Source organism: Halomonas marinisediminis, assembly GCF_004347715.1.
Lineage (GTDB): Bacteria > Pseudomonadota > Gammaproteobacteria > Pseudomonadales > Halomonadaceae > Halomonas > Halomonas icarae.
The window spans coordinates 109323-135567 of sequence record NZ_SLTR01000007.1 but is presented as its reverse complement, the minus strand read 5'-3'; the positions used below and the strand labels follow the sequence as shown (position 1 = coordinate 135567).

22 protein-coding genes are annotated in these 26245 nt (G+C 64.9%); 10 read left to right on the top strand and 12 right to left on the bottom strand.

Annotated elements, in window-relative coordinates:
* The first annotated feature begins 210 nt into the window (after nucleotides 1-210).
* The 4 genes from E0702_RS07475 to E0702_RS07460 are packed head-to-tail and all read left to right on the top strand — an operon-like array spanning nucleotide 211 to nucleotide 3960.
* Nucleotides 211-825, top strand: coding sequence for a helix-turn-helix domain-containing protein (locus E0702_RS07475; RefSeq protein WP_132042412.1), 615 nt, complete (start codon nucleotides 211-213; stop codon nucleotides 823-825).
* Entirely contained in the window at nucleotides 822-1487 is a 666-nt protein-coding gene (locus E0702_RS07470; RefSeq protein ID WP_132042410.1) for a response regulator transcription factor, read from the top strand. Before E0702_RS07475 ends, E0702_RS07470 begins: the two co-directional genes overlap by 4 nt.
* Complete coding sequence (locus E0702_RS07465; protein ID WP_132042408.1) at nucleotides 1484-2857, top strand: sensor histidine kinase; 1374 nt, start codon at nucleotides 1484-1486, stop codon at nucleotides 2855-2857. The genes E0702_RS07470 and E0702_RS07465 overlap by 4 nt, the downstream gene beginning before the upstream one ends.
* Entirely contained in the window at nucleotides 2854-3960 is a 1107-nt protein-coding gene (locus E0702_RS07460; RefSeq protein ID WP_240721692.1) for an ABC transporter substrate-binding protein, read from the top strand. Before E0702_RS07465 ends, E0702_RS07460 begins: the two co-directional genes overlap by 4 nt.
* Nucleotides 3961-3983: 23 nt before the next feature.
* Here E0702_RS07460 and cobA read toward each other — a convergent pair whose 3' ends face one another.
* Together cobA and E0702_RS07450 are read right to left on the bottom strand one after the other, a co-directional pair.
* A complete protein-coding gene (gene cobA, locus E0702_RS07455) occupies nucleotides 3984-4811 on the bottom strand; it encodes a uroporphyrinogen-III C-methyltransferase (protein ID WP_132042406.1) in 828 nt (275 codons plus the stop codon).
* Between the two features lie 146 nt (nucleotides 4812-4957).
* The gene (locus tag E0702_RS07450; RefSeq protein ID WP_132042404.1) at nucleotides 4958-6415 is read right to left on the bottom strand and encodes a sodium-dependent transporter; all 1458 of its coding nucleotides are present in this window, start codon (nucleotides 6413-6415) and stop codon (nucleotides 4958-4960) included.
* Between the two features lie 136 nt (nucleotides 6416-6551).
* Here E0702_RS07450 and cfa point away from each other — a divergent pair, with 136 nt between their 5' ends.
* The 5 genes from cfa to E0702_RS07425 all read left to right on the top strand — a co-directional run bounded on the left by cfa (nucleotide 6552) and on the right by E0702_RS07425 (nucleotide 13143).
* Nucleotides 6552-7703 carry a cyclopropane fatty acyl phospholipid synthase gene (cfa, locus tag E0702_RS07445; RefSeq protein WP_132042402.1) on the top strand — a complete coding sequence of 384 codons (1152 nt, stop codon included), beginning with the start codon at nucleotides 6552-6554 and terminating at the stop codon, nucleotides 7701-7703.
* A gap of 143 nt (nucleotides 7704-7846) precedes the next feature.
* Nucleotides 7847-9820 carry a RecQ family ATP-dependent DNA helicase gene (locus E0702_RS07440; RefSeq protein ID WP_132042400.1) on the top strand — a complete coding sequence of 658 codons (1974 nt, stop codon included), beginning with the start codon at nucleotides 7847-7849 and terminating at the stop codon, nucleotides 9818-9820.
* Between the two features lie 58 nt (nucleotides 9821-9878).
* Nucleotides 9879-10217: a 4a-hydroxytetrahydrobiopterin dehydratase gene (locus E0702_RS07435; protein WP_132042398.1), complete on the top strand. Its 339-nt coding sequence runs from the start codon at nucleotides 9879-9881 to the stop codon at nucleotides 10215-10217.
* Nucleotides 10218-11405 carry an amino acid aminotransferase gene (locus tag E0702_RS07430; RefSeq protein WP_132042396.1) on the top strand — a complete coding sequence of 396 codons (1188 nt, stop codon included), beginning with the start codon at nucleotides 10218-10220 and terminating at the stop codon, nucleotides 11403-11405.
* A 217-nt stretch (nucleotides 11406-11622) separates the two neighbouring features.
* Nucleotides 11623-13143 carry an NCS2 family permease gene (locus E0702_RS07425; RefSeq protein ID WP_132042394.1) on the top strand — a complete coding sequence of 507 codons (1521 nt, stop codon included), beginning with the start codon at nucleotides 11623-11625 and terminating at the stop codon, nucleotides 13141-13143.
* A gap of 79 nt (nucleotides 13144-13222) precedes the next feature.
* Here the strand turns inward: E0702_RS07425 and E0702_RS07420 are convergent, their stop codons facing one another.
* The 4 genes from E0702_RS07420 to E0702_RS07405 all read right to left on the bottom strand — a co-directional run bounded on the left by E0702_RS07420 (nucleotide 13223) and on the right by E0702_RS07405 (nucleotide 18674).
* Entirely contained in the window at nucleotides 13223-14170 is a 948-nt protein-coding gene (locus E0702_RS07420; protein ID WP_132042458.1) for a Nudix family hydrolase, read from the bottom strand.
* Nucleotides 14171-14258: 88 nt separating this feature from the next.
* Complete coding sequence (gene argJ / locus E0702_RS07415) at nucleotides 14259-15476, bottom strand: bifunctional glutamate N-acetyltransferase/amino-acid acetyltransferase ArgJ (RefSeq protein WP_132042392.1); 1218 nt, start codon at nucleotides 15474-15476, stop codon at nucleotides 14259-14261.
* A 36-nt stretch (nucleotides 15477-15512) separates the two neighbouring features.
* Nucleotides 15513-18245 (bottom strand): preprotein translocase subunit SecA, encoded by a 2733-nt coding sequence (secA, locus tag E0702_RS07410; protein WP_132042390.1) that lies wholly within the window; start codon nucleotides 18243-18245, stop codon nucleotides 15513-15515.
* 57 nt (nucleotides 18246-18302) lie between these two features.
* Entirely contained in the window at nucleotides 18303-18674 is a 372-nt protein-coding gene (locus E0702_RS07405; RefSeq protein ID WP_132042388.1) for a hypothetical protein, read from the bottom strand.
* A 97-nt stretch (nucleotides 18675-18771) separates the two neighbouring features.
* Here E0702_RS07405 and E0702_RS07400 point away from each other — a divergent pair, with 97 nt between their 5' ends.
* Nucleotides 18772-19233 carry a DUF721 domain-containing protein gene (locus E0702_RS07400; protein ID WP_132042386.1) on the top strand — a complete coding sequence of 154 codons (462 nt, stop codon included), beginning with the start codon at nucleotides 18772-18774 and terminating at the stop codon, nucleotides 19231-19233.
* A 158-nt stretch (nucleotides 19234-19391) separates the two neighbouring features.
* On the opposite strand, the gene lpxC is transcribed toward E0702_RS07400, so the two are convergent.
* The 6 genes from lpxC to murC form a co-directional block, all read right to left on the bottom strand.
* The gene (lpxC, locus tag E0702_RS07395; RefSeq protein WP_132042384.1) at nucleotides 19392-20303 is read right to left on the bottom strand and encodes a UDP-3-O-acyl-N-acetylglucosamine deacetylase; all 912 of its coding nucleotides are present in this window, start codon (nucleotides 20301-20303) and stop codon (nucleotides 19392-19394) included.
* A 113-nt stretch (nucleotides 20304-20416) separates the two neighbouring features.
* Nucleotides 20417-21592: a cell division protein FtsZ gene (gene ftsZ / locus E0702_RS07390; RefSeq protein ID WP_132042382.1), complete on the bottom strand. Its 1176-nt coding sequence runs from the start codon at nucleotides 21590-21592 to the stop codon at nucleotides 20417-20419.
* Nucleotides 21593-21627: 35 nt separating this feature from the next.
* Nucleotides 21628-22917: a cell division protein FtsA gene (gene ftsA, locus E0702_RS07385; protein WP_132042380.1), complete on the bottom strand. Its 1290-nt coding sequence runs from the start codon at nucleotides 22915-22917 to the stop codon at nucleotides 21628-21630.
* Between the two features lie 194 nt (nucleotides 22918-23111).
* On the bottom strand, nucleotides 23112-23837 hold the full coding sequence (locus tag E0702_RS07380) for a cell division protein FtsQ/DivIB (protein WP_132042378.1): 726 nt from the start codon (nucleotides 23835-23837) through the stop codon (nucleotides 23112-23114).
* Nucleotides 23834-24763 carry a D-alanine--D-alanine ligase gene (locus tag E0702_RS07375; protein WP_132042376.1) on the bottom strand — a complete coding sequence of 310 codons (930 nt, stop codon included), beginning with the start codon at nucleotides 24761-24763 and terminating at the stop codon, nucleotides 23834-23836. The genes E0702_RS07380 and E0702_RS07375 overlap by 4 nt, the downstream gene beginning before the upstream one ends.
* Nucleotides 24760-26241 carry a UDP-N-acetylmuramate--L-alanine ligase gene (gene murC / locus E0702_RS07370; RefSeq protein WP_132042456.1) on the bottom strand — a complete coding sequence of 494 codons (1482 nt, stop codon included), beginning with the start codon at nucleotides 26239-26241 and terminating at the stop codon, nucleotides 24760-24762. Before murC ends, E0702_RS07375 begins: the two co-directional genes overlap by 4 nt.
* Nucleotides 26242-26245: the final 4 nt, after the last annotated feature.

Genomic DNA, 26245 nt, shown 5'->3' with positions numbered 1-26245 from the left:
GGCGTCTTGCTGGGTACTGCCACTTGCCGGGTTCAGTCATCTGGCTTACAATTCTGTAAGGAAGAACTTCATTCTTCAGAGTAGAAACCTAGTGGGCACCACACGAGGCGTCAACACCGCTCGGGTGGATTGCGACCAAAGTACGACGCCGCCAGGCGCTGCCCCCCAACACCCCGCATGGCGATGCCGTCCCTCAAGGAGATTTCGAGAATGGCGCAGGATCGCGTGGAAGCCGTCGAGCGCGCCTTGACGGTACTGGAGGCCTTCGACGGAGAGCGCACCACCATGAGCCTCGCCGAACTGGCCCAGGCCACCGGCTTCTACAAGAGCACCCTGCTGCGCCTACTCGGCTCGTTGGCCCGCTTCGACTACGTGCGCCGCGGTAGCGATGGCCTCTGGCAACTGGGCGACAGCCCCGGGCGGCTGGCACGCCGACAGGCGCCCGCCCAACGACTCGCCGCCCGGGTCCAGCCACTCCTCGATGAGATGGCCAGGGAGCTCGGCGAGACGGCCTCGCTGCTGGAGCAGGTCGGAGAGACGGTCGAGTGCCGCCTCGCCTCCCTGCCCGCCACTCCGCTGCGTCATGACCTGCATCCGGGCATGGGGTGGCCCCTGGACCCCAGCATGCCGCCCTGCCTCGCCTTCGCCGGCGGCGTCATGGTCACTCAACCACTGCCCGAACTACCGGGCGTACCCCGGCGCTGGCTGGCCCTCTCGGGGCCGACGGGGCGCCTGAACAGCAACGAGGCCTCCCAGGCCCTGGCTCGGGCCGCCAATAGCCTGGAGTGTCGACCGCGAGGGGTCGACGCCGAGGAGATGTCATGAAGCTGCTGCTGGTGGAGGACGATACCCTGCTGGCCGACTCCCTGTTGGAGCTGCTGCGTGGCGAGGGTCACCGGGTCGATCACCTGAGCGATGGCAATGCGGCACTGGCGCGTCTAGCGACCGTCGGCCACGGCCTCGATCTGGTGCTGCTCGACCTCAATCTGCCCGGCGCAGGAGGCCTCGAGGTGCTGGAGGCACTGCGCCGCCATGACCGGCAGACACCGGTGCTGATATTGACCGCTCGCGGCGCCGTGGCCGATCGTGTCCGCGGCCTCGATCTGGGCGCCGATGACTATCTGGGAAAACCCTTTGCCCTGGATGAGCTGGAGGCTCGAGTACGGGCCCTGCTGCGTCGCCATGCCCGCACCACTCGCCTGACGCTGGGGCCGCTCGAGCTCGACGCCACCACCCTGGGCTTCACCCTAGGCGGCGAGCCCTTTCCGCTGCCGCCCAGGGAACAGCGGCTGCTGGCCTGCCTGCTTCGCCATGCCGGTGAACCGGTGGAGAAGTCCCGACTCGCCGAGGAGGCCTTCGGCGGTGAGTCGATGGGTGACAACGCCATCGAGGTCTATGTGCACCGCCTGCGAAAACGCCTCCCCACCGGGCAGCTCTCCCTCAGAACGGTACGCGGCCTGGGCTACCTTCTGGAAGCCGGGTCGTGACGCTCGCCCACAGCCTGTATGGACGCCTGCTCGCCTGGCTGGCCCTGCCGCTGCTGACACTGGGCGCCCTGCTGCTGCTGCAGGCCTGGCTGGAGGCCAGGGCCACCGCCGACCGTGCCTATGACCGTCTGCTCGACGCCTCCAGCCTGGCCATCGCCGAGCAGGTGCAGTGGCAGGATGGGCGGCTCTGGCTCGACCTGCCCCCCGCGGCCCTGGAGATGCTCGCGGGTGATGCCCAGGAGCGTGTCTTCTACAGCCTGGTCGACCAGCAGGGCCGGCACATCACCGGCAATGCCAAGCTGCCTGCCATCACCGACACCCACGACACCGATGACGCCCCCCTGTTCTATCGTGATATCACCTGGCAGGAGCTGCGTCTGCGCCTGGGGATTCGTCAATCGCACCTCGAGGGCTGGCGCAGCAAGGAGCGGTTCGAGGTCAGGGTTGCCCACACCCGCGAAGGACGTGTCGCCCTGCGCCTCGAGCTGCTGCGCGGCAACCTGGCGGGCATCCTGGGCATGGGGGCACTGGCGATAGCGACCCTGCTGATGGCCGTGCGCGGAGCGCTGAAGCCGCTGACGCGCCTGCGCAAGGCGATCCGTACTCGGGACCCCCGCACGCTGGCCCCACTGGAGCTGGAGCTGCCCCGGGAGCTCGCCGAGCTGCGCGAGGCACTCAATGACCTGCTGGCGCGGATGCGGCGGGTGCGCGCCAACCAGGAGCGTTTCATCGGTGATGCGTCACACCAGCTGCGCACCCCCCTGGCCGGCATCTCGGCGCGTGCGGAGCTGGCCCTGCGCCAGACGCAACCCGAGCAGTGGCACACCGCCCTGGAAGCGATCCACGCCGCCGGCGAACGGAGCGCACGGCTCGCCATGCAACTCTTGTCGCTGACCCGCCTCGACAACCCCGAACAGCGCCCCGAGCTCACTCCCCTGGACCTCAACGACTGCGTACGCCAGGCGGTACGCGCGCACTGGGTAGCCTGCCACCAGGCGGGTGTCGACCTCGGTGCCGACTGCTCCGCGTCACCGGTCTTGGTTGCGGCGAGCGACTGGCAGCTGCAGGAAGCCCTGACCAATCTTATCGACAACTCCCGCCGCTATGGCGCTCGTCGTATCACCCTCGGCGTACTGAGCCACCCTCCCCGGCTCTTCATCGAGGATGACGGCCCGGGCATTTCGGCCGAGCAGCGACTGGCGGTATTGCGCCCCTTCCATCGTGGCCGCGACGACGGTGAGGGCTCGGGGCTGGGACTCGCCATCGTCGACGGCATTGCCCACAAGCATGGCGCGAGACTCTCGCTAAGCGAGGGTGAAGCGGGCCGCGGCCTGCGGGTGGAGCTGGACTTTCCGGAGACAGCATCGTGAACCGTCATTTACTCGTCCGAGGCTTGTTCCTTGCTCTGCTTTACCTGCTGCCATTTCATGCTCACGCCGCCCAGACCCTGCACCTGACCGCAAGCGACGACGCCGCACCACGACAGCCGCTGGTGATTCACGCTGCCCTCGACCTGCCCCAGGCGCGACCGCTGCTGGACGCCTTCCAGCGACGCCACCCAGAGGTCGATATCACCTATCGAAACCTGACGACCCTGGCGCTGAATGAACGCTTCCTGTCACATCCCGGTGAGGCCGATGTGATGATCTCCTCGGCCATGCCCTGGCAGTTCGCGCTGGCCAACGCCGGCCATGCCCGCCCTCTACGCGCCCATATTCCCGGCGACTGGCCGACGTGGGCACACTGGCGTCGCGAGCTGGTCGCCTTCACCTTCGAGCCCATCGTCATGGTCGTGCACCGTGAACTGGCGCAGATCGGTGCCACGCCGCGCAATCATGCCGACCTGCTGGAGCTGCTGGACACACATCCCGAGGCACTGGCGGGCCGGGTGGCCACCTATGACCCGACAAGCAGCGGCGCAGGCTATGCCTACGCCATGGAAGAGTCGCGACTCTCGCCGCGCTACTGGGACCTGGTGGCTGCCCTGGGCAACGTCGACGCCCAGCTGGTCGAGACCACCTCGCAGATGCTCGATGGTCTTCAGGATGGCCGCTTCCTGATCGGCTACAACCTCCTGGGCAGCTACGCCACTCCCGTCGTCGAGGATGACCCTGACCTCATGCTGATCATCCCCGATGACTACACCCTGGTAACCCAGCGACTGGCCTTCGTTCCACGCCAGGCCCCGAATCCGGCCAGCGCCAGCCTGTTCATGAGCTTTCTGCTCAGCCTGGAGGGGCAGCGCACCCTGGCAGACGCCACCACCTTAGGCGCCCTCCACCCCGCCATGAGCGGCCCGGGAACCGCCACCCAGTTGCGGGAGCGTTTCGGTGATGCCCTGCGCCCTCCCGATCTGGGGCCCGGCCTGCTCGCCGGCCTCGACAGGCTCAAGCGCCAGGCCCTGCTGGCTCGATGGCAACGCGAATTTCGGCGAACCCTCGGCAATGCCGAAAACCCCAAAAATGACGAATAGGCCAAGGAGCGCACGATTCTCGATCAGGGACGCCGCCGAGCGGTCTCCCATCCGGCGGTAACGGCCATCGTGGGCTCGAACCAGTCAAGGCGATCATGCAGAGCCACCACGCCGCCGACGATGATCAGGGTGGGTGGCTGCAGGCCACCAGCGGCAAGGACTTCCGGCAGCCCCGCAAGACTTCCCCGGTGCACGCGCTGGCGGGCGGTGGAGCCCTGCTCGATCAAGGCCACCGGCGTCTCCTCGGGCAGGCCATGGACGACCAGTTGATGACAGATCTCGGGCAGGCTATGCAGCCCCATATAGAACACCAGGGTCTGCCCGGGACTCGCCAGTGCCGGCCAGTCCAGCTCGGCACTCCCGTTCTTCAGATGACCGGTGATGAAACGTACCGACTGGGCGTGGTCGCGGTGGGTCAGCGGAATACCCGCATAGGCTGCACATCCCGAGGCCGCGGTGATGCCGGGTATCACCTCGAAGTCGATGCCGGCCGCCGCCAGACTCTCGAGCTCCTCGCCGCCACGCCCGAAGATGAAAGGATCACCGCCCTTGAGTCGCACCACTCGCTTGCCCTGGCGCGCCCACTCCACCAGTGCCTGGTTGATCCCGGACTGGGGAAGACTATGATTGGAGCGTGCCTTGCCCACATACAGCCGCCGTGCCAAGGGGTTGGCCATGGCCAGCACTTCAGCACTCACCAGGCGGTCATGGAGGATCACCTCGGCCGCCTCGAGGCGCCGGAGCGCCTTGATCGTCAACAGCTCCGGGTCGCCGGGTCCGGCACCCACCAGGCTGACACGACCGTCGGGCCGGGGAGCCCGGTCGGAGGTTAGCGGCGGCTCTTGCTTCATATTCCTTAACACCCATAAATTAACCGTATTTTATTCCACAAAGTAATTTATGAGGCAGGCATTTTCTACTTATCGTTCGACACAAGCATATAACCGCAAGGAGAAGAGCCCCCGGAGCCGACGGCCAGGCGACCGGGAGCCCTGTATCAGTTATTAAGCGAGCGCCTGAGCCGAGGGCTGACCAGCTCCCCGACCAGGGCGAGCACCAGCAGCATAGCCAGCAGCCAGGGCCAGTGAACCGCGAATTCCACGCTGACGATGCCCAGGGCATCGACGAAGATCATCAGGATGCCAAGCGGGCTGACGTAGCGCACCATGAACAGCCACAGGACATACCCGGGCGACGCCAGCCCCAGCTCCTCCCGCATGGGCGCGGCACGCAGAACGAAACCCGCCAGCAGTGCCGTGCCCAGGCCGCCCAGCGGCATCAGCCAGCGCGAGGTCAGGTAGTCGAGCCAGTCGAATAGGTGGCGGCCCGCCAGCGTCCAGTCCGCTCCAACATTGAAGGACAACATCGCCAGTGTGCTGATGACCCAGAGCACGATGCCCGCCCCCCAGGCCGCGGCTCGCCGCGAAAGCCCATGACGGTCGCAGAGCCAGGAAACGGTGGCCTCCACCATGGAGATCGACGAGGTCAAGGCCGCCATGGAGAGCATAACGAAGAACAGCACCCCGAACAGGGTGCCCAACGGCATGGACTGAAATGCCAGGGGCAGGCTCATGAAGATCAGTCCGGGACCCTCGCCGGGATCCATGCCATTGGCGAAGATCGCCGGGAAGATCGCGAGCCCTGCCATCAGCGCCACCAGGGTGTCGGCCACCGCCACCGTCAGCGTGGTACGTGCAATGGAAGCCTCTGCCGGCAGGTAGCTGCCGTAGGTAAGAATGGCACCGGAGGCCAGTGACAGGGTAAAGAAGGCATGGCCCAGCGCCGCCAGCAATCCTTCACTCGAGAGCGAACCGGCGTCGAAGACAAACAGGAAGCGCAGGGCGTCGGTAAAGCCGCCGGAGAAGACGCCGTAGACGATCAGCACCAGCAACATCACCACCATGCCGGGCATCATCCAGCCGACGCTCTTCTCGATGCCACCCTGGACCCCCTTGCCGACGATGACCATGGTGATCACCGTCACCAGGGTGCTCCACAGGCCGAGACTCCAGGGACTGGCATTGTTGGCCGCGAAGATGGCCACCATATCGTCGACGCTGCCGGCGGCCAAGCCACCGCTGAGCATCTTCCAGAGATAGGCGAATGACCAGCCGGCCACGACCACATAGAAGCAGAGGATCAGGAAGCCGCAAAGCATCGCCATCCAGCCCAGCAGCGACCAGCTGCTCGACCGCCCCGATTCGGCGGCCGTCCGGCGTATCGCATCGACCGGGCTGCCTCGCCCCCGGCGACCCAGCGCAATCTCGGCCATCATCACGGGCACTCCGACCGCCAGAATGCAGGCCAGGTAGACCAGCACGAAGGCACCGCCACCATACTCGCCGGTCATGTAGGGGAATTTCCAGATATTGCCCAGGCCCACCGCGGAACCGGTAGCCGCCAGCACGAAGCCCCAGCGGCCCAGCCACTGAATCCGGGGTTGCGTCGTCGTCATATCATGCCCATCGCTTAATAAGGTGTCGCCACCACGCCCCAAGGCTGTGGCAAAGCCGGTTATTGTGCCGGATTTTTCCCTCGCTAACAGGCTCGACTATGCTCTATACGCGAGACCATGGGATGCGGAGCCAGCCATGACCAGTGACCCTCGAATCAGACCCACCGCCCTCCCCGATACCCGTGCCCGCCGAGTCATCGAACAGCTACTCGACGGCTCGGGCGTCACCCTCAACGGTGGCGCGCCTCAGGATCTGCGGATCTATCACCCGGGCTTCTTCTCTCGGGTACTGCACCAAGGCACCCTGGGTCTCGGTGAGGCCTATATGGATGGCTGGTGGGAGTGTGAACGCATCGACGAGATGGCCTGCCGACTGTTGCGCCATGGCCTGGGCGAACGCGCCCACACCCCGTCGGAGCGCCTGATGTATCGCCTCCAGTCGGGATTCCTCAATCTGCAGAGCAAGGCTCGCGCCTATATCGTCGGCGAGACTCACTACGACCTCGGCAACGACCTGTTTGAACGCATGCTCGACCCCACCATGTGCTACTCCTGCGGCTACTGGAAGGCGGCAGACTCACTGTACGAGGCACAGCGCGCCAAGCTTGAGCTAGCCTGCCGCAAGCTCGAACTGGCTCCCGGCATGCGGGTGCTCGATATTGGCTGTGGCTGGGGTAGCTTCGCCGAGCATGCCGCACGCCACCACGGCGTCGAAGTCACCGGCATTACCATCTCCCGGGAACAGGCAAGTCTGGCCGAGGAGCGCTGCTCTGGCCTTCCCGTGAACATCGAGCTGATGGACTATCGCGATCTGACAGGACGTTTCGACCGCATCGTCTCTATCGGCATGTTCGAGCATGTAGGCCATCGCAACTATCCCACCTACTTCGCCACCGTGGAGAGGCTGCTGAAGGTAGAAGGTCTCTTCCTGCTGCACACTATCGGCTCCAATCACTCCGAGATCAGTGCCGACCCCTGGGTCAACAGATATATCTTTCCCAATGGCGTGCTACCCTCGGCGATGCACATCGCCAGTGCCAGCGAGCCGCACCTGCTGATGGAGGACTGGCAAAACTTCGGCCCCGACTACGACCGCACCCTGATGGCCTGGCTGGCCAATGTCGACGACCACTGGCACGAGATTGCCAACCGCTACAGCGAGCGTACCCGACGAATGTTCCGCTACTATCTTGCGGTTTGTGCCGGCGCTTTCCGGGCACGCCATCTGCAGCTCTGGCAGGTCGCCTTCTCCCGGGACCGCATGGCACGCTATGACGCCCCGAGGTGATTCACCAGCCTTGCCAGGCGTGTCTCCTAGTTCCTCCCTACCATCGGATTCCTGAGAAGCTTTCCGCAGTGGTCGAGGGGACGAAGCGCCTGCCGGGAGGCTATACTTGGCGGCCCGTCAGCACTCGCAGGGAGTGGCACTCAATGGTCCAGCAAACACTCCGGCAAGTCTTCGGCTACGACGATTTTCGTCCCGGCCAGCGGCCAGTGATCGAGGCCGTGTTGGGCGGCCGATCGGCGGCGGCCATCTTCCCCACCGGCTCGGGAAAGTCGCTCTGCTATCAGCTTCCCGCTCTGCACCTGCCCCATCTTACCCTGGTGATCTCGCCACTGCTGGCACTGATGCAGGACCAGCTTGCCTTCCTGAACCGTTATGGCATTGCCGCTGCCAGCATCGACTCGGGGCAGAGCCGCGATGAGGCCGCGGCGGTGATGGCAGCAGTCGAGCGTGGCGAGATACGCATCCTGATGATCTCGGTGGAGCGCCTCAAGAACGAACGCTTCCGCGCCTTCATTCGCCGAGTGCCGATATCGTTGATGGTGGTCGACGAGGCGCACTGTATCTCCGAATGGGGCCACAACTTTCGTCCCGACTACCTCAAGCTGCCCGACTACCAGCGGGAGTTCGCGATTCCCCAGGCACTGCTGCTCACTGCCACGGCCACCCCCAGGGTGATCGATGACATGTGCGAACGCTTCGCCATCGCGGCAGGCGACGTCACCGCAACCGGCTTCTATCGCGAGAACCTGGACCTGACGGTGGCCCCGGTCCCCGCGGATTCGCGCCCTCGGGCGCTGGCGAGCTGGCTGCAGCAACAACGCGTGCAGCAACAACGCGGCGACGGCTCGCCCTTCCCCACCATCATCTACGTCACCCTGCAACAGACCGCCGAGCGCCTGGCCGCCTATCTGGGCAAGGCCGGCATCAGCGCCACCGCCTACCACGCCGGCCTGGATGCCGAGAAACGCCAGGCGATCCAGCGCGACTTCATGTCCGGCCACAATGACTGCATCGTCGCCACCATCGCCTTCGGCATGGGCATCGACAAGGCCGACATCCGTGCGGTCGTGCACTTCGACCTGCCCAAGTCGATCGAGAACTACAGTCAGGAGATCGGCCGAGCCGGACGCGACGGCAGGCCCTCCAGCTGCCTGATGCTGGCCGGTCACGACACCCTGGGGGTGCTGGAGACCTTCGTTTACGGAGACACCCCGGAGCATCACGGCATCCGCCGCGTCATCGATGAGCTGCAGGGTGCGGGGCCTTGCTGGGAGCTGACGCTCAACACCCTCTCCCAACACGCCAATATACGACCGCTACCGCTCAAGACCCTGCTGGTACAACTTGAACTGCGTGGCATCATTCGCCCACGACACGCCTATTTCGCCGACTACCGTTTCAAGCTGCTGTGCGAGCCCGAGAACCTGGTGGCCCGCTTCCAGGGCGAGCGCCAGGCCTTCGTACAGGCGATCCTCGATGCTTCCCACAAGGCCCGCACCTGGCACGACCTGGACTTCACCCGCCTGGAGGCGCTGGGCCGGGAGCGCGACCTGGATACCACCCGCAGCCGGGTCATCACCGCGCTTGACTACTTCGTCGACAAGGGCTGGCTCGAGCTGCAGAGCCGCCAGCTTACCGAGGTCTTCGAGGTACTGAGTCCCGATATAGACCCCCAGGCGCTGACCAACGAGCTCCATGACGACTTTCGCGACAAGGAAACCACCGAGATCGCCCGCCTGCATGCCATGCTCGAACTCTTCGAGAGCGAGCGCTGCCTGAGCCGTCGCCTGGCCGAGTGGTTCGGCGATGGCCGGACCCCCGAGCATTGCGGCCACTGTTCGGCATGCCGTGGCCAACCCGCGCGACTCCCCCAGGGGCCCGAGCGTGAACCGCTGTCGACCCGCCAGCCAGACGCGCTGCTCGGCGAGCTCCGTCAACGCCTGGTCGATCAGGGGGACGATCACCCCGTGACGCCGGACCTGCTGGCACGCTTTCTATGCGGCATCACCACCCCTCTTTTCACCCGGATCAAGGCCAGGCAGCTGCCGGGATTCGGCGCCCTCGAGGGCTACCCCTATGCCGATGTGCGCGACTGGGTCTCGCACCGCGCGGCTTGACGGCCTGGCGCTGGTGCACGACCTTGCGAAGTGAACCATCGTTCCTGGAGGAGACGCCATGAGCCAGCTTTCTCAACAGGCCTGCGAGGCCTGCCGCAGCGACGCGCCACGGGTTACCGAAGAGGAGATCGAGAGGCTCGGCGCCGAGCTGCCCGAGTGGCGGATCGTCGAGCGCGATGGCATCATGAAGCTCGAGCGGGTCTTTACCTTTTCCGATTTCCAGCAGGCACTGGCCTTCACCCAGCGTGTCGGCGAGCTCGCCGAACAGGCGAATCATCACCCGGCCCTGCTGACCGAATGGGGCCGGGTCACCGTGACCTGGTGGTCACACAAGATCAAGGGCCTGCACCGCAACGACTTCATTCTTGCCGCCAGAACCGACGAGGTAGCGAAATAAATGTTCGAACACATTGAGCGGGTTCCCGGGGATGCCATCCTCGGTCTGATCGAGGCCTTCAAGAAGGACACCAACCCTCAGAAGGTCGATCTCGGCGTCGGCGTCTACAAGGATGCCCAGGGCACGACCCCGGTGATGCGCGCCGTCAAGGAAGCCGAGGCCCTGCTGCTCAAGAACGAGACCACCAAGACCTACATCGGCTCGCACGGCGCGCCGGCGTACGGCCAGGCGGTGCTGCCCATGGTGCTGGGCGAGGGGTCGCCGGTACTCGAGGCCGGTCGTGCCAGCGCGACCCAGTCGCCCGGCGGCACCGGCGCCCTGCGGCTGGCGGCGGACTTTATCGCCAACCAGCTGCCCGGCAAGGACGTCTGGGTCAGCGATCCGACCTGGCCGAACCACCTGGGCATCTTCCCGGCCGCCGGCCTGACGCTGCACAAGTACCCCTATGTGGATGCCGAGAACCGGCTGGACTTCGACGGCATGCTCGGCGCGCTCAAGCAGATTCCGGATGGCGACGTGGTGCTGCTGCACGCCTGCTGCCACAACCCCACCGGTTTCGACCTGTCCCGGGACCAGTGGCAGCAGGTGCTGGAAGTCGTTCGCGAGCGCAATCTGCTGCCACTGATCGACTTCGCCTACCAGGGCTTCGGCGAGGGCCTGGACGAGGATGCCTACGGCGTTCGCCTGCTGGCCGAGAACCTCGATGAGGTGATCATCACCAGCTCCTGCTCCAAGAACTTCGGCATCTACTGCGAGCGTACCGGCTGCCTTATCATGGTCGCCAGGAACGCCGAGCAGATGGAGAACGTGCGCTCACAGGTCGCCATCGTGGCCCGCGAGAACTACTCCAACCCGCCGTCCCATGGCGGCGCCATCGTCAGTGAGATCCTGCACTCCGCAGAGCTCGCCGCACTCTGGCGTGAGGAGCTCACCGAGATGCGTGATCGCATCAATACCCTGCGCCGGGATTTCGTCGAGGCCCTCAAACCCTACGGCCTGGACGAGAAGTACGCCTGTGTGGCCGAACAGCGCGGCATGTTCAGCTACACCGGCCTGACGCCGGAACAGGTCGACCGTCTGCGCGACGAGTTCGGCATCTACATGGTGCGCTCCGGCCGCGCCAACGTGGCCGGCTTCTCCCATGAGAACCTGCCCTACCTGACCAAGGCGATCGCGGCGGTCAACTGATCGACACCGCCTCAGCCAGTCTAGACGCCCGGGCCCTGCCCGGGCGTCTGCATTTCGGGTAGACTTCGCGCCTTCGATATCCTTCGACTCGATAGCCGCCGGGGCCCGGGGCGCCGCGTGGCGTCCGTGGAACGACCGAACTTGACCAGTCAGTCAGTTACAGACGAGACTGCTCTTCGGCCCTGTTCCAACAATCTGATAACCCAGAGGCTTCCCCATGGCGGCTCCCCCCGTGCATCACTCGGTCCATTACCCCTGGTACAAGAAGGAGGACACCGACGCCTTCTTCGCCCTGTTCCAGAACAATATCGCCAACTTCGTGATCATCGCCATCACCATGCTCGGCATGGACTTCCCGGCGTCGATCGTCTTCGGCCAGGTACTGCCCGGTGCCGCCGTGGCGGTGATGGTCGGCAACTTCTACTACGCCTGGAGCGCTGCCCGCCTGGCGCGCAAGGAGAACCGTGCCGATGTCACCGCGCTCTCCTACGGTATCTCCACCCCGGTGATGTTCGTCTTTTTGTTCGGCGTGCTGCTGCCCGCCAAGCAGCTCACCGGCGATGCCGAACTGGCCTGGAAGGTGGCGGTGGCCGCCTGCTTCATCAGCGGGGCGATCGAGGCGATCATCAGCCTGATCGGCCGCTGGGTCCAGCACCATCTACCCCGAGCCGCCATGCTGGGCGCCGTGGCGGGGGTGGCGCTGACCTTCATCGCCGGCGAGATGCTGTTCAAGACCCTGGAGATGCCGGTGATCGGCCTGCTGGTGCTGGCGATCATCATTGTAGGCCTGGTGGCCAGGGTGGCGATGCCTCTGCGACTGCCCACCTCACTGTTCGCCATCGTGGTGGGGACCGCCATGGCCTATCTGATCGGGGATGCGGGTGGCGAGCGCTTCAGCGATGCCTTCACCCATCTTGGCTTCTATCCGCTACTGCCCAACCTGGCCTGGCTGGAGGGACTGGGGCTACTGTTCACCGGCATGCTGGCGGTGCTCACCGTGGTGCTGCCCATCACCCTGTACAACGCCATCGAGACCATGAATAACGTCGAGGCCATGGAGGCCGCCGGCGACAAGTATGATGTGCGCGAATGTCAGGCAGTGGATGGCGTGGGCACCATGTTCGGCGCCCTGTTCGGTGGCGTCTTTCCCACCACCGTCTATATCGCCACGGTGGGCGCCAAGTGGATGGGCGCCGGCCGCGGCTACAGCATCCTCAACGGTGCCGTCTACGCCTTGGCTACCATGTTCGGCCTGATCGCCGCCCTCGCCGCCATCATTCCGGTATCGGTGGTCGCCCCCATCCTGGTATTCGTCGGCATGTCGATGATCGCCACCGCCTTCCAGTCCAACGACACCCGCTACTATCCGGCGGTGGCGCTGGCCATGCTGCCCTACTTTGCCAACTACGTGATGACTCGTTTCAACCGCGCCGCCGAGGAAACCGTGTCCGGTATCTCCAGTGGGGTGGTTCCCCTGGGCCAGGGCGCCATGTTCACGGCAATCCTCCTCGGTGCCATGACCGTGTCGGTGATCGACCACCAGTTCCGCCGCGCCGCCGCCTTCGCCGCCGTGGCCGCGGGTTTCTCCTTCGTGGGGCTGATGCACGCGCCGAAGCTCGCCATCAATGCGGCGGGAGACTATACCCTCGGCTACCTGGTGATGGGCGTCCTGTTCCTCTACTTCGCCTGGCAGGAGCAACGCCAGGCGGCGAACCGCCCCGCCACCCCGGGTCGCTGAGCGTCCCCCCCCCCAAACGACTCGCCCCGCCAGATGGCGGGGCGAGTCGTTCATGATGGCAAAGGCTCCGGGGACGATATCACTTCCAGAAGTCGCGAATCGACGCGACCCCCTGAGCCCCGACAGCGCGCGCATGGTTGGCATCATGACGTGTCATGCCGCCCAGCGCGAAGACGGGCATGGTGGCACGCTCCACCAGCTCCTGAAAATCATGCCAGCCCACGGGCGGCACATCGGGGTGCGACGGCGTGGTACGCAGCGGCGAGAGGGTCACGAAGTCACAGCCGAGCCGGCCAGCCTGAACGAGCTGTTCGCGATCATGAGTGGAGGCAGAGAGCCACTTGCCCTCGGCGATGGGGCGGCGCTCCAACTGCATCAGGCGCTCACTGGTCAGGTGGACACCGTCGGCATCCACCGCCTCGAGCAGCTCGGGGTCTGTATTGAGCATCAGACGGGCACCGTACTGCCGGCAGCGTGCCAGCGCCGATTCCGCGCGAGCCAGGTAGGCAGCCCTGTCCAGCTGCTTGGCGCGCAGCTGCACCAGGCGTACCCCATCCTCCACCAGGGCGCGTTCGAGACGCTCGTCGAACAGCGCCTCATCCTCTTCCTCGCCGGTGATAAGGTACTCGGTGGGCAGCATTACCGCGCGCAGGATCGGCAGATTGGCCGCCGGGAAGGGGTAATTGACCAGCTCCTCCATGGGTACCCAGCGCACTGCCTGGCCCTCGCGACCGAAGGGTTCACCGGAGAAGTCATGGACCTGCCAGACATCCAGCAGGATATGCTTGTCGGGATACTCATGGTGGATGCGGATCAAGGGTTGAGCTCTCCGGATCTCGATGCCCAGCTCCTCGTGAAGCTCGCGCTTGAGCCCACCCAGGCCCGTTTCATAGGGCGCCAGCTTGCCGCCGGGAAACTCCCAGAGGCCACCATGATCGACATTGCTGGGGCGGCGCGCTATGAGCACCTCGCTGCCATCGGCGCTGATGATGGCCGCCGCCGCCACATGCACCCGTCTCTTTACCATTGCGTTCATTCGCTCTTCCAACGTATCCGCGCACGGCGGCGCGGGGTCTGTGTCTGACCGGATCTCACGGCACTGACCGTGTTCCAGCCTAGCTGCGGTAGTCGGCGTTGATGCTGACATAGTCGTGGGAGAGATCGGTGCTCCACACCGTGGCACTCTCATCGCCGCGATCGAGGGCGATGCGGATCGGGATCTCCTCGCGCGCCATTACCGCGCTACCGGCCTGCTCGGTATAGCTCGAGGCACGCCCCCCGCCCTCCACCAGCCGCACGTCGCCCAGATCGATGCTTACCCGCGAGACATCGAAGTCGGCGACCGGAGCGCGCCCTACCGCCGCGAGGATGCGCCCCCAGTTGGCATCGGAGGCATGCAGCGCGGTCTTGACCAGGGGCGAATTGGCCACGGTAAAGGCCACATCGAGGGCTTCCTGTCGACTGGTGGCACCATCGACCCGGAGGGTGACGAACTTGGTGGCACCCTCACCGTCACGCACGATCGCCTGAGCCAGCTCGATCATCACGTGTTGCAGGCCGGTACGGAAGGTGGCGAGCGCGCTCTCCCCTTCAATCACCGGGCCTTGCTGGGTGCTGATCAGTACGCAGGCGTCGTTGGTGGAGGTATCCCCATCGACGGTGATGCAGTTGAAGGAGCGGTCCACGGCCTCGCGCAGCAGGCTGTCGAGCAGCGACTGATCGAGGCTAGCATCGGTGGCCACGAAGGCCAGCATGGTCGCCATGTTGGGCTGGATCATCCCCGAGCCCTTGGCAATTCCGTTGATGACCACCTTGTCACCCGCGATATCGAGGGTGACACTGGCTCCCTTGGGACGAGTGTCGGTCGTCAGGATGCCCTCGCCGGCCCGCAACCAGGACTCGGCGTCGTCGCCGAGGCTGTCGAGCGCACCCGGCAGGCCGGCAAGCAGCCTCTCCATGGGGAGTGGCTCACCGATCACACCGGTAGAGAAGGGCAGCACGCACCGGGCACTCACCCCGGTCAGCCGGGCCAGTTCGGCGCAGCAGTCACGGGCGTCACGCAGACCCGGCTCGCCGGTGCCGGCATTGGCGTTACCGGTATTGACCAGCAGATAGCGAGGCACCTCACCGCTAGCCAGGTGCTCCCGGGCCACCGTCACCGGCGCCGCACAGAAGGCATTACGGGTGAAGGCACCCGCCACCCGGGCACCCTCGGGGGCCTCGATCACCACCAGATCCCGACGACCGCTCTTCTTGATCCCCGCCATGGCGGTTCCCAGCCGAAGGCCGGAAATTGCCGGCATCGCGGGAAAGCTCGCATCACCCACTGCCATCGTCTTCTCTCCTGTTGCGTTGGTCGGAGGCAGCTATCAGCTCAGCTTGCCACAGCACTGCTTGTACTTCTTGCCGGATCCACAGGGGCATGGATCGTTGCGCCCCACCTTGGGACCTTCCCGGCGTACCGGACGCCCCTCGGATGCCGGCGCCGCCGCCTCCTGCTCACCCATGGCGGCGTCGGGCGAGTCATGACGGCTCGCCGCGGTCGCCTTCTCGCGCTCCAGTGCCTCGCGGCGCTGACGCTCCAGCTCCTCGACCTCCTCGGGCCGCCGCACCTGCACATGACTCAGGATCCGTGTCACGTCCGCCTTGATATTGGCCAGAAGGTTCTGGAACAGCTCGAAGGCCTCACGCTTGTACTCCTGCTTGGGGTTCTTCTGCGCATAGCCGCGCAGGTGGATCCCCCGGCGCAGGTGATCCATGGACTGCAGGTGCTCCTTCCAGCGGGTATCCAGCACCTGCAGCATCACCTGCTTCTCGAAGCGGCGCATCAGCTCGCTACCGGCCTGCTCCACCTTCTCTTCGTAGGCCTCACGGTGCAGGGCCTGCAGGCGCTCGCGCAGCTGTTCCTCGTGGAAGCGCTCATCCTCCTCGGACCACTGCACCACGGGGACATCCAGGTTGAACTCGGACTTGAGGTACTCCTGGAGCCCGGCCAGGTCCCACTGCTCGGGCAGACTCTGGGGCGGCACATAGTCGCTGATCGCGAGATCCATGACCTCCTCGCGAATACCCGCTACTGCGGCAGAGACCTGTTCGGCGGCGAGCACTTCGTTGCGTTGCTCGTAGATCACGCTGCGCTGATCGTTGGCCACGTCGTCATACTCGAGCAGCTGCTTGCGGATATCGAAGTTGCGACTCTCGACCTTCTTCTGGGCGCGCTCCACCGCATTGGAGACCATCTTGTGCTCGATCGCCTCACCGTGCTCCAGGCCGAGGGCCTTCATCATGCGCTGCACCCGGTCGGAGCCGAACAGGCGCATCAGGCTGTCTTCCAGTGACAGGAAGAAGCGGGTCGAGCCCGGGTCGCCCTGTCGACCGGCGCGCCCGCGCAGCTGGTTGTCGATGCGGCGCGACTCGTGGCGCTCGGAGCCGATCACATGCAAGCCGCCGGCCGCCAGCACGGCTTCATGGCGCTGTTGCCACTCGGTCTTGAGCTGCTCGACCTGCGCGGCAGTGGGGCTCTCGAGCTTGGCCACCTCCGCCTCCCAGTTGCCACCGAGCACGATATCGGTACCACGACCGGCCATGTTGGTGGCGATGGTGATGGCGCCGGGGCGCCCGGCCTGGGCGATGATCTCGGCTTCGCTCTGGTGCTGCTTGGCGTTGAGGACATTGAAGGCGAGGCCAGCCCGCTTCATCAGGTTGGCCAGGTACTCCGAGGTCTCGATGGAAGCGGTACCCACCAGCACCGGCCGGCCCGCCTCGGTCTCGGTCTTGACGTCCTCGATGATCGCCTCGAACTTCTCCTCGGCGGTGAGATAGACCAGATCGTTGAGATCCCGGCGAACCAGTGGCTTGTTGGTGGGAATCACCACCACGTCGAGGCCGTAGATCTGACGAAACTCGAAGGCCTCGGTATCGGCGGTGCCCGTCATGCCCGCCAGCTTCTCGTAGAGGCGGAAGTAGTTCTGGAAGGTGGTGGAGGCGAGGGTCTGGCTCTCGCGCTGCACCGTGACCCCCTCCTTGGCCTCCACCGCCTGGTGCAGCCCCTCGGACCAGCGCCGGCCGGGCATGGTGCGCCCGGTATGCTCGTCGACGATCACCACCTGGCCCTCGCTGACGATATAGTCGACGTCGCGGTGGTAGAGGTGGCGGGCGCGCAGGGCGGAGTGCATATGCTGCAGCAGATTGAGGTTCTGGGCGGCATAGAGGGAGTCCTCCTCGCCCAGCAGCCCCTGCTCGCGCATCAGGCCCTCGACCTTGTGGTGGCCATTCTCGGTGATCTCGACCTGCTTGTGCTTCTCATCCAGGGTGAAGTCCCCGTCGACCGGGGCGTCGGTGTCTTCCGAGACTTCCCCCTGAACCAGATGCACCGACAGCCGGTCGACCACCCGGTAGAGCTCGGTGTTCTCGTCCACCGCTCCCGAGATGATCAGCGGGGTGCGCGCCTCATCGATCAGGATCGAGTCCACCTCATCGACGATGGCGTAGTGCAGGCCGCGCTGGACCTTCTCCTCCAGGGAGAAGGCCATGTTGTCCCGCAGATAGTCGAAGCCGAACTCGTTATTGGTGCCGTAGGTGATGTCGCAGGCGTAGGCGGCACGCTTCTCTTCGGGGGTCTGGCCGGCATAGATGACGCCGACGCTGAGTCCGAGATACTCATAGAGAGGACGCATCCACTGGGCATCACGTCGCGCCAGGTAATCGTTGACGGTGACGACATGCACCCCCTTGCCGGGCAGGGCATTGAGATAGACCGCCAGGGTCGCCACCAGGGTCTTGCCCTCCCCGGTCTTCATCTCCGCGATGCGCCCATTGTGAAGCGTCATGCCGCCTATCATCTGAACATCGAAGTGGCGCATGCCCATGACGCGCTTGCCCGCCTCTCGCACCGTGGCGAAGGCCTCGGGCAGCAGGGCATCCAGTGACTCGCCTTCGGCGAGGCGCTCGCGGAAGGCTTCGGTGCGCGCCTTCAAGGCCGCATCATCGAGCCCACCGAGCTCGCTCTCGAGAACATTGACGCGCTCGACCTGGCGGCTCATGCGCTTGACTTCACGGTCGTTCTTGGAGCCGACGACCTTGCGTAACAGGGAATTGATCATTGAGAGTCCGTCATCTGCGTATGGCATGGCGCCAACCGCCGGGGCGGTCGGCCATATTCAAGAATTCAGCATGTCCACGCAGAAAGGGGGGCCGCGGCGGGTCAGGACATCGTGGTCAGCGGTTGCCTGGGCCACTGTCACGGGAGTGGCCGCCGGGGAGCCAACCGGTAAAAGGGTGGATTGTCGCACCAGGGGCCACCACCCTCGCCTGCGTCGACGCGCCTTGAGCCGCGAGCTGGCACGAATCATGGCGGGCGCGAGAATGCACACCTGCACCAGTCGCTCGGCCTGACGGGCCAGATCTCCCTGGGCAAGGCCCGCGGGCAACAGACACCCCACCAGCAGGCCCGCCAGCCACCAGCGGGCGTGACGCCGCGCTGGAGCGGGCCTGGCGAATACGGCAGGCGAGTGGCTGAGGGTCACGGCCATGCTGTCGAGGAGCTCCCGGCGTGCTAGTCTGACGGGCGCTACCGGCCCATTGCATTATCGTCTGGCCCGCCTGATGCGGGACGAGAGAGTCAAGCCCATGAGTATAAAGGTTAAGCGCTTTCGCGCCCAGCCCATGTCCCAGCTACTGGGCGGACGAGGCGAGCTCGGCTCATTGATGCGAATGGCAAGAATGATCGATCTCGCCCAGTCCCACCTGCGCGCCCATCTCCCCAAGGAGCTGGGTGAACACCTGCACGTCGGGGGCTTTCGGGATGGCCGGCTGACCTTGATCGCCGACGGGGCCGCCTGGCTGACGCGACTTCGCTATGAGCAGCCGCGACTCCTGGAGCTGCTGCACCAGCTGCCGGGCTTCGAGGCGGTGCGCGGATTCACTCTGAAGGTCAGACCGGTGCGTCCGCCCAGGAGACCACTACGCCAGGTGCGTCACCTGCCAGCTCATGCCGCCGACGAGATCTCCAGCTGCGCCGCCGACACCGAAGACCCGAGACTGCGACACGCTCTCGAGCGCCTGGCTTCCCATGCCGAGCGCGAGCCGTAAGCCGTAAGCCGTAAGCCGTAAGCCGTAAGCCGTAAGCCGTAAGCCGTAAGCCGTAAGCCGCGAACAGCCTCAACAGAAACGCCCCCATGGCTAGGCCAAGGGGGCGTCTCTCTTACCGCGTAAAGCTTATGGCTTACAGCTGGACGCAGTCCGTGCGGTCAGGCCATTGCGGGTGCCGCAAAGGAGATCGGAGCGATCTCGCTCTCTTCCTCGAAGGTAACGATCTCGTAGGCATCGGGCTGAGCCATCAGGGCACGACACAGCTGATTGTTTAACGCATGCCCGGACTTCACACCGTGGAATTCGCCGATCAGGCTATAACCCAGCTGGTAGAGGTCACCGATGGCATCGAGCACCTTGTGCTTGACGAACTCATCGTCATAACGCAGCCCGCCTTCGTTGACGATTCGATAGTCATCGACGACGATGGCGTTGTCCAGGCTGCCGCCCAGCGCGAGGTTGTTGGAGCGCAGGTACTCCAGATCGCGCATAAAGCCGAAGGTCCGCGCTCGAGACACCTCCTTGACGAAGGAGGTGGTGGAGAAGTCCACCATCGCGGTCTGGGTCTGGCTCTCGAACACCGGATGATCGAAGTCGATGGAAAAGCCAACCTTGAAGCCCTTGTGGGGTCGGAAGGTCGCCTGCTTGTCGCCATCTCTCACCGTGAGCTCACGCTTGATGCGAATGAACTTCTTGGCGGCATTCTGTTCACTGATACCGGCCGACTGGATCAGGAACACGAAGGGACCGGCACTGCCATCCATGATCGGCACTTCGGCGGCGCTGAGGTCCACATAGGCGTTATCGATGCCCAGACCAGCGAGTGCCGACATCAGGTGTTCAACGGTGGCGACCTTGGCCCCGTCGTGGGTCAGGGCGGTGCATAAAGTGGTGTCGGTCACCAGTGCCGCTCGTGCCGGAATCTGCACCTCGGGGTCCAGGTCGGTGCGCACGAAGACGATACCGGTATCCACGGGCGCCGGCCGCAGGGTCATGTAGACCTTCTTGCCGGAGTGCAGGCCGACGCCGGTGGCGCGGATGACGTTCTTCAGGGTGCGTTGTCTGATCATGGGCAGTTGCCAGGCGGTTATCGGATTATCAAACACCGTTCACTATAGCACCAAACGAGCGTTTCAACAAAGAAAGCTCGTTCGGTTCGATGCCATGGCTCCGATAGTCTGTGTCAATCGGCCTGGCGACGCAGAAATGCCGGAATATCGAGATAGTCATCCAACTCCTGGGAACGGCGCTTCTCGGGGCGCGGCTTGGAAGCCTCCTCGGACTCGGCCCGCGGCGCTGATGCTGCGGCCTGGCGGGAGGCAATCCCCGGCTGACTGCGGCGATAGTCGCTGCCCGTCTCGACACGCTTGGCACCCTCGCGGCTCGCCGCCTTCTGCGGCTGACCATCGAGGCCGGCAGCCACCACGGTGACACGCAACTCATCGGTCATCTCCATATCGATGGAGGTGCCGACCACGATGGTGGCATCCTGTGAGGCGAACTCCTGAACGGTGGCCCCCACGTCGTTGAACTCACCGATGGAGAGGTCGGGGCCCGCCGTGATGTTGACCAGGATACCGCGAGCACCATGCAGGTCGATATCCTCAAGCAGCGGGCTGCGAATGGCCTTCTCGGCTGCCTCGCGGGCTCGGTTCTCGCCGGTGGCGCCGCCGGTACCCATCATCGCCATGCCCATCTCGGACATCACGGTGCGCACATCGGCAAAGTCGACGTTGATGATCCCCGGGCTGGTGATCAACTCGGCGATCCCCTGCACCGCGCCCAGCAGCACGTCATTGGCGGCACTGAAGGCGGTCAGCAGGCTGGCACTCTTGCCCAGCACCGATAGCAGCTTCTCGTTGGGGATGGTGATCAGGGAGTCGACATGCTCGGAGAGCTCACGCATCCCCTCCTCGGCGGCACGCATCCGCTTGGGTCCCTCGAAGGGGAAGGGCCGTGTCACCACCGCCACGGTGAGAATACCCAGCTCCTTGGCGACCTGAGCGACCACCGGCGCCCCACCGGTACCCGTGCCACCACCCATGCCGGCGGTGATGAATACCATGTCGGCGCCCTCAAGCAGCTCGGCGATGCGTTCACGATCCTCCATCGCCGCCTGACGCCCGACCTCCGGATTGGCTCCCGCACCCAACCCCTTGGTGATCTCGTTGCCGAGCTGCAGCACGGTCTTGGCTGCTACCCGCTTGAGGGCCTGGGCATCGGTGTTGGCGCAGATGAACTCGACGCCTTCGATGCTACTCTCGACCATATGATTGACGGCATTGCCACCGCCGCCGCCCACGCCGATCACCTTGATGACCGCGCTGCTTGAGGGTGCGCTATCTACCAGTTCGAACATTTGCCCCGTCTCCTGAACCGCCGCCGGCGATCCTGTCAGAAATTTCCTTTCAACCAGCCCTTTAGCCTCGCCAGCGCCGAGGGACCTTGCCTGTCACCGCGACGAGCAGCGTCCTCGCGCCGGGGCTGTGCGGACATCATGCTGCCCTGTGCCTCACGACCGTGCCCTTGGCGTGTCTCTTGTAGAGCGTAATGTAACAAACCGACTCCGGTCGAATAAATCGGATTGCGCACCACATCGGCCAGCCCTCGCACATTCTGGGGGCAGGCAATGCGCACCGGCATATGAAAGATCTCCTCGGCCAGTTCCACCACGCCCTCCATGCGTGCGGTGCCTCCGGTCAAGACCACGCCGGCTGCCACCAGATCCTCGTAGCCGCTACGACGCAGTTCATCACGAATCAAGGTGAACAGCTCCTCGTAACGTGGCTCGACCACCTCGGCCAGGGCCTGACGGGAGAGATCCCGTGCCGGGCGATCACCGACGCTCGGCACCTTGATCATCTCGTCGCTGGCGGCCAGCTGGGTTAGCGCACAGGCGTACTTGACCTTGATCTCTTCGGCATGTTGGGTCGGGGTGCGCAGCGCCATGGCGATATCGTTGGTGACCTGGTCTCCGGCAATGGGAATCACCGCGGTGTAGCGAATCGCACCTTCGGTAAACACGGCGATATCGGTGGTGCCACCGCCGATGTCAACCATGCAAACGCCAAGCTCACGCTCATCCTCGGTTAGCACCGCCATGCTGGAGGCAAGCTGCTCCAGAATAATGGCGTCGACTTCCAGGCCGCAGCGGCGCACGCACTTTTCGATATTCTGGACGGCGTTGAGGGCGGCGGTGACCAGATGGACGCGGGCCTCGAGGCGCACACCGGACATGCCCAGCGGCTCGCGGATGCCACCCTGGGCATCGATGGCGAACTCCTGAGGCAGTACATGCAAGACTCGCTGCCCCTCGGAAATGGCTCGCGCACGGGCCGAGTCGATGACCCGGTCGATGTCCGAGGGGGTAACCTCACGCTCCTTGATCGCGACCACACCGTCGGAGTTCATGGAGCTGATGTGACTACCGGCGACCCCCACATAGACGGAATGAATGTCGCAGCCGGCCATCAGCTCCGCCTCTTCCACGGCACGCTGGATGGACTGCACCGTGGATTCGATGTTTATCACCACTCCCTTCTTCATGCCGCGAGAGGGGTGTGAGCCGATACCGGCGATCTCGATGCCGCCGTCATCGGTGGGCTGACCCACGATCGCCACCACCTTGGACGTTCCGATATCCAGCCCGACTACCATATTGGACGCGTTGGATGGACCTGCCATGAGTCGGGGAGTCTCCTCGAACCTGGCCCACTCGATGGGCCTGAAACACGAAATTCAACCTGGGGACAATTATAGGAAAAAGCAAACACCTTCCTCCACCCCGGGACCAAGTAGACCTCCCACGATACGGCGCTTTTGTCGTAAATGAAACAGGCGCATGCCCTTCGCCATGGGTGTTTCACCGGAAAAAGGGATCACCCCTCATCCGTGCCATCCTGAATGAGGGGGTCGTCCTCACCATGCCATGCCACCGCGACCCCGTTCGGATATCGCAGATCGATATAACGAATATGCGACGCCTGTCGTTCGAGCTGTCGTTGCCAAGCAGCGGTCAGACGCGCCAGCCTCCCCTCCCGATCACCACGACCCAGCATCACCCAGACACCGTCATCGAGCTGGAAGCGCCAGGCGCCTCGCGGCTCCAGACGCAGCTGGGTCAGCTCGAGCCCCATCTCGGCGAAGCGTGTGGCGAGGCGCTCATGGTAGGCGAGCACCTCGGCACCACTGCCCTTCGGGCCGGCGAGATCGGGGAGGCCGCCGGGGGGGGAGACCGAGCCGATGGCGAAGGGCTCTCCTTGAGGGTTGAGCAGCGAGTCGTCATTCCAGCGCGCCACCGGCACCTGCTCCACCAACTCCAGGGTCAGGGCGTTGGGCCACTCCCGGCTGACTCGCGCCTCGGCGATCCAATCGACCGCCAGCGCCTGCTCGCGCAGCTCGGCGACATTCACCGACAACCAGGTATGACCGCGCAGCAGCGGCGACAGCCTGTCACGCAGGTAGTCGGCACTGACATGCTCCAGATCGCCGCCGATCGACACCCGCTCGAGGGGCCTGTCGAGCCATAGCCACAAGGCCCTGCCACCGGCGCCGAACAGCACCAGTAACAGCAGCACGCCCAGCCAGCCACCGCGCTGACTCATGCCGGTGGACTCTCCAGGGTCGCGGCCAGGATACGCAGCACCAGCGTCTCGAAGTCGATGCCGATATGGGCCGCCGCCTGGGGAACCAGGCTGTGGTCGGTCATGCCCGGAGAGGTATTGACCTCGATCAGCCAAAATTCTCCATGCTCATCGCGCATCACGTCGACGCGCCCCCAGCCCTCGCCCCCTACCGCGACGAAGGCCCGACGGCACAGCTCACCCAGCGCGGCCTCCTCTTCGCTCTGCAATCCGCAGGGCAGGTGGTAGCGGGTCTCGTCGGAAAGGTACTTGGCCTCGTAGTCGTAGAAGCCCCCGGCCGCCTCCACGCGAATCGCCGGCAGCACATCGTCACCGAGCAGTGAAACCGTGTACTCCTCTCCCTGCACGAAGCGCTCGGCCATTACCCGCGTATCAAACTGCGCCGCCTCCTGATAGGCGGTGGCCAGTGCCTCGACACTCTCCACCACACTGATCCCCAGCGTCGACCCTTCATGTACCGGCTTGACGATCAACGGCAACCCCAGGCGCCTGACCACGGCCTGCCAGTCGGCATCCGGGTCCAGCATCTCGGCATCCGGCGTCGGTAGTCCCAGCGCCTGCCACACCAGTTTGGTGCGCTGCTTGTCCATACCCAGTGCCGACCCCAGCACACCACTGCCGGTGTAGGGAATCCCCATCAACTCGAGTGCGCCCTGCAGCGTGCCATCCTCACCGCCACGTCCATGCAGGGCGATAAACACGCGATCCGGGGCCAGTGCCTCTAGCCCCACCAGGCCGCCGTCGACGGGGTCATAGCCGACGGCATCGACACCGGCTCGGACCAGCGCCGAAAGCACCGCCTGCCCACTCTTCAGGGACACCTCTCGCTCGGCGGAGCTGCCACCGAACAGCACCGCAACACGTCCCAGTTCCGACATCAGCGTCATAGCATCACCTTATCGAGTGCCAGGGCAGACCCGGCCAGCGCCTGGGCGATCCCGCCGATATCACCTGCGCCCTGGGTAATCAGGATATCGCCCGGCCTCAGCACGCGCCCCAGCAGCTCGGGCAGCTCCGCCTTTTCCTGCACGAAGATCGGGTCGACGATACCGCGCTGGCGGATCGTGCCGGCCAGGGTGCGTCCGTCGGCACCGGGAATCACCGCCTCGCCGGCGCTGTAGACGTCGAGCAGCAACAGGGTGTCGACATCGCCCAGCACACGCACGAAATCCTCGTAGAGATCACGGGTGCGAGTGTAGCGATGGGGCTGATAGAGCATCACTAGGCGGCGTTCTGGCCAGCCGGCACGCACCGCCTTAATCACCATCTCCACCTCACGCGGATGGTGGCCATAGTCGTCCACCAGCATCACTTCGCCCTCTTTCCCGGGGGTCGGCTCGCCCTCTTCCCTGGGCACCGGAAAGTGGCCGTGGACCTGGAAGCGGCGCCCTACTCCCTGGAAACTGGCCAGGCCTCGCAGAATGGCAGCGTCATCCACCCCGGCATCACTGGCCACGGCGATGGCGGCCAGGGCATTCTGGGCATTGTGACGGCCAGGCATGGCCAGCCTCACCTCGAGGGGCGCCAGCCCGCCGGGGCGTCGAGCGGTGAAACGCACCTCCCCCTGCGCCTGCACGAACCCCTCGATGCCGTAGTCGGCATCCTCGCTGAAACCGTAGGTGACGAACTGGCGATTGACGCGATCCAGCAGACTCCGCACATGTTCGTCATCGATGCACAGGATGGCCAGCCCGTAGAAGGGAAGGTTGTGCAGGAACTCGATGAAGGTACCCTTGAGCCGCTCGAAATCGCCGCCGTAGGTACTCATGTGATCGGCATCGATATTGGTAACGATGGATACCAGCGGCTGAAGGTGCAGGAAGGAGGCGTCGGATTCATCGGCCTCGGCCACCAGGTAGTCGCCTTCCCCCAGTCGCGCGTTGGTTCCGGCACTGGTCAGCCGGCCGCCGATCACGAAGGTGGGATCGAGCCCCCCCTCGCCGAGCAGCGTGGCGGTCAGGCTGGTGGTCGTGGTCTTGCCGTGGGTGCCTGCCACCGCGATGCCATGACGGAAGCGCATCAACTCGGCAAGCATCTCGGCACGCCTGACCACCGGCACTCGATTCTCCTGCGCCCAGCGTATCTCGGGATTGGTCTCGTCCACGGCGGTGGAGACCACCACCACATCGGCACCGGCAACATGTTCGGTGGCATGACCGATGGCCACGCGAACTCCGCAGCCACGCAACCTGGCCACCACCGGTGACTCGCGCAGGTCGCTGCCACTGACGACGTAGCCCTGGTTGGCGAGCACCTCGGCGATGCCGCACATACCGGCCCCCCCGATGCCCACGAAGTGGATATTCCGGATGCGGCGCATGCCCAGCCCGCGGCCATGGCGATCGGGCCCGGCCTGACCGGACATCGAA